The sequence below is a fragment of the Kitasatospora sp. MY 5-36 genome (genome assembly GCF_001182915.1).
Classification (GTDB): Bacteria; Actinomycetota; Actinomycetes; order Streptomycetales; family Streptomycetaceae; genus Kitasatospora.
Genome location: NZ_LFVW01000634.1, coordinates 1 through 6,656, shown reverse-complemented (window position 1 = coordinate 6,656; position 6,656 = coordinate 1). Strand labels below are relative to the sequence as shown.

Sequence of the window (6,656 nt, the reverse complement as noted above, 5' to 3'; positions counted from 1 at the left end):
CACGCCCAACTCGGCGCGCGCCGCGGCCCGTTCCGGCGGCCGGTAGAACGGCTGCCGCAGCGGCGCCGGCACGACGGCGACGTCGGCGTCCGGCCGGTACCGCCGCACCGCGCACGCCGCGACCTCCGAGGTGAGCAGGAACAGGTCCGTCCCCTCCTGCACCCAGAGCCGGTGCGGCGTCACGTCGGTGCAGAACACGAAGTGCCGGAACTCCCGCTCCGGGGCCTGCCGCAGCAGCCGGTTGACCGCCGAGGTCGCGGTGGCGAACACCGAGACCACCAGCTGCGGCCGCTGCGCCGCGATCAGCTCCCGCAGCGCCGGGACCAGCCGGGCGCGGGCCGCCGCGTCGGCGAGCAGGGCGAGCCGGGCGCCCGGCCGCAGCGCCGAGAAGTGGAAGGCGTCGTACACCCCGGGCAGGTCGAGCAGCCGGCGGAACACCGCCTCCCCGGCCGCGCCGGAGCGCTGCCCGAGCAGGGCCATGGCGTCGACCGTGCCGGTGGTCCAGCCGCGTTCCCGCAGGGTGTCCGCGCAGGCCTGCGCCATCACGTCGTGGCCCTGCCCGAGCGAGCCGGAGACCAGCAGGGCGTGCGGCATCGGGCGGCCCCCGTCAGGCGCCGGCGGCCGAGCCGACGGCGGCCCGGTACCAGTCCGCGTACTGCCGCACGCCGGCGGTGAAGTTGGTGCTCGGCGACCAGCCCAGCAGCCGCTTCGCCTGTGCCGAGGAGATCCGCCGCCCCGCGTAGTCGGCCTTCCGCCCGTCGATGTGCTCGATGGTGACGGGCCCCAGCAGGGCGTCCACGGTGTCGGCGATGTCCCGCACCGAGACGGCCGCCGAGCCCTCCAGCGCGAAGGTCTGGTCCTCGGCGGCGGGGGAGAGGGCCCGGACGTGGGCGTCGGCGAGGTCCTCGACGTAGACGAAGTTGCGGCTCTGCCGGCCGTCCCCGGCGATGGTGATCGGCCGGCCGGTCAGCGCGGCCTGGACGAACCGGGCGACGACCAGCTCGTCCCGCATCCGGGGGCCGTACGGGATGCCGTAGCGCAGGATGGTGAAGTGCTGCCCGTAGAGCTCGCGGTAGCTGTGCACCAGCATCTCGGCGGCGAGCTTGGTGGCGACGTACAGATGGCCGCTGTGCTCCAGCTCGATCGGCACGTGCTCGTCCAGCTCCTGTTCGCCGCCGTCGATCTGCCCGTCGGTGAGGGCGGCTCCGTAGACCCAGACGGTGCTCGCCAGCACGGTCCGGCTCAGGCCGCTGCGCCGGGCGGCCTCCAGGACGGCCTCGGTGCCGTCGATGTTGGTCCGCACCGCGCGGACGGGGTCGGCGGAGACCTGCTCGACGTCGGCCATGGCGGCCAGGTGGTAGACCACCTCGCTGCCGGCCAGCGCCGCGGTGAGGGCCCCGAGGTCGAGGATGTCGAGCCGCGCGTGCTCGGCGTCCGGGTTGAGGTACTTGTCGGTGGTGTCCACCGCGAGGACGTCGTGGCCGGCCGCGATCAGGTGGTCCACGACGTGTGAACCGATGAACCCGCAGCCTCCGGTGACGGCTATCCGCACGATCCTGCTCCCTTCGCTCCGGCTACCCGGCCAGGCGCCGGTACACCGCGGAGACGGCGTCGACCACCTGCTCCGTCTCGTCCTCGGTCATGTCGGAGTGCACCGGCAGGCAGACCTGCCGGGCGCAGACGTCCTCGGCCACCGGCAGCGGCCCGCGCCGGTAGGGGGCGAGCACCGGCTGGAGGTGCAGCGGCAGGTCGTAGACCTCGCCGGACAGCCGCACCCCGTGCTCCTCGGCCACCGCCCGTTTGAACTCCGCGCGGTCCACCCCGGGCGGCAGCAGCGCCACGTACTTGTAGTAGTTGCCCCGGCAGCCGGGCGGTTCGAGCACCGGGTCGAGGCCGTCCAGCCCGGCCAGCGCCGCGTCGTAGCGGCGGGCGACGGCCCGGCGGGTCTCGATGAACTCCTTCAGCCGGCGCAGGTGCACCGCCCCGATCGCGGCGTGCGGCTCGCTCATCCGCCAGGAGTAGCCGAGCTTCACGTGGTGGTTGGTGGTGAAGGAGCCCTTGCCCTGGTCGCGGTAGATCCGGGCCTCGTCGCGCAGCTCCGGCGACTCGGTGAGGATCATCCCGCCCTCGCCGCTGGTGGTGACCTTGGTCGGGTAGAAGGAGAAGGCCCCGGCCAGGCCGAAGGTCCCGGCGGCGCGCCCGTCGAAGCTGCTGCCGTGGGCGTGCGCGGCGTCCTCGACCAGCGGGACGCCGCGCCGGTCGCACAGCGCCCGCACCGCGGTGACCTGCGGGCCGACCAGCCCGCCGATGTGCACCAGGACGACGGCGGCGGTGTCCGGGGTGAGCGCCGCCTCCAGGGTCTCGGGGGAGAGTGCGAGGGTGGCCGGGTCGACGTCGGCGAAGACCGGACGCCCGCCCGCGTGCACCACCGCGCCGGCGGTCGCGTAGAAGGTGACGGCGGGGACGACCACGTCGCGGCCCCGGACGTCGATGCCGCGCAGGATCACCTCCAGCGCCGCCGTGCCGCTGCTCACCGCGACGGCGTGCGAGGCGCCGTGCTCGGTGGCGAAGGCCTGCTCGAAGCGCTCGGTCCACGGACCGAGGGTCAGCGCGCCGGTGGTGAGCATCTCGGTCACCGCTTCGGCGACGGCCGCACGGTCGCTCTCGTCGAACACGATGCGGGCGGCTGGAACGCCCATGGGGCACCTCCGGCGGCGGGCTGCGAAAGCAGCACCGATCGGGTCGGATCCTCCCGAACCGCACGTCAGCGGACGGGTCAGGCACATCACGCTACTTCGCCCACCGGTCCGCGGCCCGCCGCCGCGGACCGCACGGGTGACCGGATCTGCTTCCGCCGCAGGTCCGGGGGCTGCTTCCGGGGTAGGACGCGCGCTCCTCCGTACGGGGGAGGGCACTACTGCGTCCGCAGTACGCAAACGGCCTGCGCAGGGACGACGACGGAGTAGGGGTCGGCGATCAAGGATTGGTCATGCTGCGGCGGACCGCGTCCACCAGGACGTCCGGCCGGCCGCGGCACCTCCCGATCCCGAGAACCGCATCCGAAGGAGTCCGCTCTCCCGTGGCCACGTTCCTCTACCGTCTGGGCCGATGGACCTTCGTCCGGCGCCGGCTGGTGACCTTCCTCTGGGTCGCCGTGCTGGCGGCCGTCGGAGTCCTCGCGGCCAAGGCGCCCGCCGCACCCGACGACGGCTTCGCGATGCCCGGCACGGAGGCGCAGAAGGCCTTCGACCTGATGAACGAGCGCTTCCCCGGCGGCCACGCCGACGGGGCCTCGGCACGCCTGGTGTTCGTCGCCCCCTCCGGCCAGAAGATCACCGCCGCGCCGAACCAGCAGGCCGTCGAGCGCACGGTCGGCGAGCTCGCCGGCTCCGAGCAGGTCACCAGCGCGGTGGACCCGTTCAAGATGAAGGGCGCCGTCTCCGCGGACGGCACCACCGCCTACGCCACGGTGAGCTACTCCGCCAAGGCCGGCGAGGTCTCCAAGACCGCCACCGACACCCTCGAGCAGGCCGCCCAGCACGGGCGGGACGCCGGCCTCAAGGTCGAGATCGGCGGCACCGCGCTGATGGCCAAGCCCGACGCGGGCGGCAGCAGCGAGGCGATCGGCATGGCGCTGTCCGCCGTCGTCCTGGTGATCACCTTCGGCTCGCTGCTCGCGGCCGGCCTGCCGCTGCTCACCGCCGTCATCGGCGTCGGCCTCGGCATGGCGCTGATCACCGCGCTCGGCAGCACGCTCGGGCTCTCCACCACCACCGGCACGCTCGCGATGATGCTCGGCCTCGCGGTCGGTATCGACTACGCGGTGTTCATCGTCTCCCGCTACCGCGCCGAGCTCGCCGAGGGCCGGACGCCCCAGGAGGCGGCGGGCCGGGCGGTCGGCACGGCCGGGTCCGCGGTGGTCTTCGCGGGCCTCACCGTGGTGATCGCGCTCGCCGGCCTCTCCGTGGTCGGCATCCCGATCCTGGCCAAGATGGGCATGGCCGCCGCCGGGACGGTCGTCATAGCCGTGCTGGTCGCGCTCACCCTGGTGCCCGCGCTGCTCGGCTTCCTCGGCCGCAAGGTGCTGCCGCGCAAGGCCCGCAAGGCCCGCGGTGCGGCGGCCCCGGGCGCGAAGGAGAACGGCGGTGCCCGCTGGGCCCGCTTCATCCTGCGCCGCCCGCTCGCGGTGCTGCTCGGCGGCGTGATCGGCCTCGGGGTGCTCGCCGCCCCGGCGCTCGACCTGCGGCTCGGCCTGCCGGGGGACGAGTCCAAGCCCACCTCCACCACCCAGCGCCGTGCGTACGACCTGCTCTCCGAGGGCTTCGGCCCCGGCTTCAACGGCCCGCTGACGGTCATGGTGGACGCCAAGGGCGTCGCCGACCCGAAGGCCGCCGCCGACGAGGTCGCCAAGAAGGTCTCGGGCCTGCCCGGGGTCATCGCGGTGACGCCGCCGATGTTCAACCAGGCGGGCGACACGGCCCTGCTCAACGCCGTCCCGGCGACCGGCCCGAGCGAGGCCGAGACCAAGGACATCGTGCACGCCATCCGGCACGACGCGGCCGGCCTGAAGACGGCCACCGGGGCGACGGTCCTGGTCAGCGGCACCACGGCGATGAACATCGACGTGTCGCAGAAGATGTCCGACGCGCTGGTGCCCTACCTCGCCGTGGTCGTCGGCCTCGCCGTCATCCTGCTGATGATCGTCTTCCGCTCGCTCCTCGTCCCGCTGAAGGCGGCGCTCGGCTTCCTGCTGTCGGTGGTCGCCGCGCTCGGCGCCGTGGTCGCGGTCTTCCAGTGGGGCTGGCTGGCCAACCTGATCGGCGTGGAGCAGACCGGCCCGGTGATGAGCATGATGCCGATCTTCATGATCGGTGTGGTCTTCGGCCTCGCCATGGACTACGAGGTGTTCCTGGTCACCCGCATCCGCGAGGGCTTCGTCCACGGCGAGGAGCCCGGTGAGGCGATCGTCACCGGATTCCGGCACAACGCCCGGGTGGTCACCGCCGCCGCGTTCATCATGATCGCCGTCTTCGCGGGCTTCATCGGGATGAGCGAGCCGATGATCAAGATGATGGGCCTGGGCCTCGCCGCGGCCGTCGCCTTCGACGCCTTCATCGTCCGGATGACCATCGTCCCGGCCGTCCTCGCCCTGCTCGGCCGCCGCGCCTGGTGGCTGCCGCGCTGGCTCGACCGCCTGATACCGGACGTGGACGTCGAGGGCAGCAAGCTCGTGACCGCCGCCCCGGAGCCGGCCCCGGCCCGGGAGTCCGTCACCGTCTAGGGCGCTGCCGCCCGGCCCGGCCCCGCCACCGCGCGGGCCCGGGCCGGGCACCGCCCCTCGGACCGACCCCGTACGGACCGACCCCGTACGGCTCGGACAGCGGTTCGAACCCCAACCGTTACCGTTGCTGTCGGGGACCGCCGTACGTCCGGAGCCCCCGACCCCGCCCGCCGCTCCCACCGGGAGCGGCGCGGCACGAACTGGCGATGCCCGGGCGCGGGCGCGACCAGCGTCCCCCGACCGGAGAGCACGAGCATGAGCGACATCTGGCAGCGCCTGCGCCGCGACCATCCCCGGTTGCTCGACGCGGCAGGCGGCGCGGGCGTGATCACGGTCACCGGCCTCGGTGCCACCATCGACCAGAACGGCGGCCACTTCACCCCGTTCGCCGCGCCCACCTTCGCCATCGCGCTGTTCTCCGCCGTCACCGTGCTCGCCCACCGCCGCCACCCGCGCGCGGTGGTCGCCGTCACGCTGCTCTGCACGATGGCGCTCGCCATGGTCAGCCCCCGGCTCACCCCGACCGTGGCCACGCCGCTGCTGCTCGCCCTCTACTTCCTCGCCATCCGCACCGACCGTGCCACCGCGCTGCGCGCCTCGGTCGTCACCGCCGTCCTGCTCACCGGGATCACCCTGCTGCTCGGCCCCGGCGGGCCGATCAGCGAACGGCTCGGCGTGCTCGCCTGGGCCCTGCTGCCCGGCGCCCTCGGCGACTCCATCCGCAACCGCCGCGCCCACCTCGCGGCCATCGAGGAGCGCGCCGAACGCGCCGAGCGCACCCGCGAGGAGGAGGCCCGCCGGCGGGTCGCCGACGAGCGGATCAGGATCGCCCGCGACCTCCACGACGTCGTCGCCCACCACATAGCCCTCGCCAACGCCCAGGCCGCCATCGCCGTCCACCTCATGGACAACCACCCCGTCCAGGCCCGGGAGGTGCTCAGCCACATCACCGACGCCACCGGCTCGGCACTCCAGGAACTGCGCGCCACCGTCGGCCTGCTGCGCCGCGCCGAGGACCGCGCCCCGCTCGAACCCGCCCCCGGCCTCGACCGGCTGCCCGAACTGATCAACACCTTCGAGCGGGCCGGTCTGCCGATCCGGCTCTCCGTCGAGGGCGAGGCCCGCCCGCTGTCGCCCGGCGTGGACCTCACCGCCTTCCGGATCGTCCAGGAGTCGCTCACCAACGTGGCCAAGCATGCCCACGGCGCCGACGCCGAGATCACCCTCGCCTACAGCGGCAGCCGGGTCGCGGTCAGCGTCGCCAACGGCCGCCCGACCGCGACCGGCCGCCGCCGCGCGGTGCCGCTGCCCCAGCACCCGCCGAGCGAGGGCGGCTTCGGCCTGATCGGCATGCGCGAGCGGGCCGGGGCGGTGG

The 6,656-nt window shown here is 74.1% G+C and carries 4 protein-coding genes and 1 pseudogene; 2 read left to right on the top strand and 3 right to left on the bottom strand.

The features are described from left to right. From AE652_RS32250 to AE652_RS32240, 3 genes and pseudogenes are all read right to left on the bottom strand, one after another. Window positions 1-594, bottom strand: a pseudogene (locus tag AE652_RS32250) (hypothetical protein); the annotation flags it as partial. Window positions 595-607: 13 nt separating this feature from the next. Further along, a complete protein-coding gene (locus AE652_RS32245; protein WP_049658039.1) occupies window positions 608-1,552 on the bottom strand; it encodes an NAD(P)-dependent oxidoreductase in 945 nt (314 codons plus the stop codon). Between the two features lie 22 nt (window positions 1,553-1,574). Next, a complete protein-coding gene (locus AE652_RS32240) occupies window positions 1,575-2,699 on the bottom strand; it encodes a DegT/DnrJ/EryC1/StrS aminotransferase family protein (RefSeq protein WP_049658037.1) in 1,125 nt (374 codons plus the stop codon). Between the two features lie 380 nt (window positions 2,700-3,079). Here AE652_RS32240 and AE652_RS32235 point away from each other — a divergent pair, with 380 nt between their 5' ends. Both AE652_RS32235 and AE652_RS32230 read left to right on the top strand, forming a co-directional pair. After that, window positions 3,080-5,281, top strand: coding sequence for an MMPL family transporter (locus AE652_RS32235; protein WP_049658035.1), 2,202 nt, complete (start codon window positions 3,080-3,082; stop codon window positions 5,279-5,281). Between the two features lie 255 nt (window positions 5,282-5,536). Further along, on the top strand, window positions 5,537-6,656 hold a 1,120-nt coding region (locus AE652_RS32230; protein ID WP_053112379.1), incomplete at its 3' end, for a sensor histidine kinase.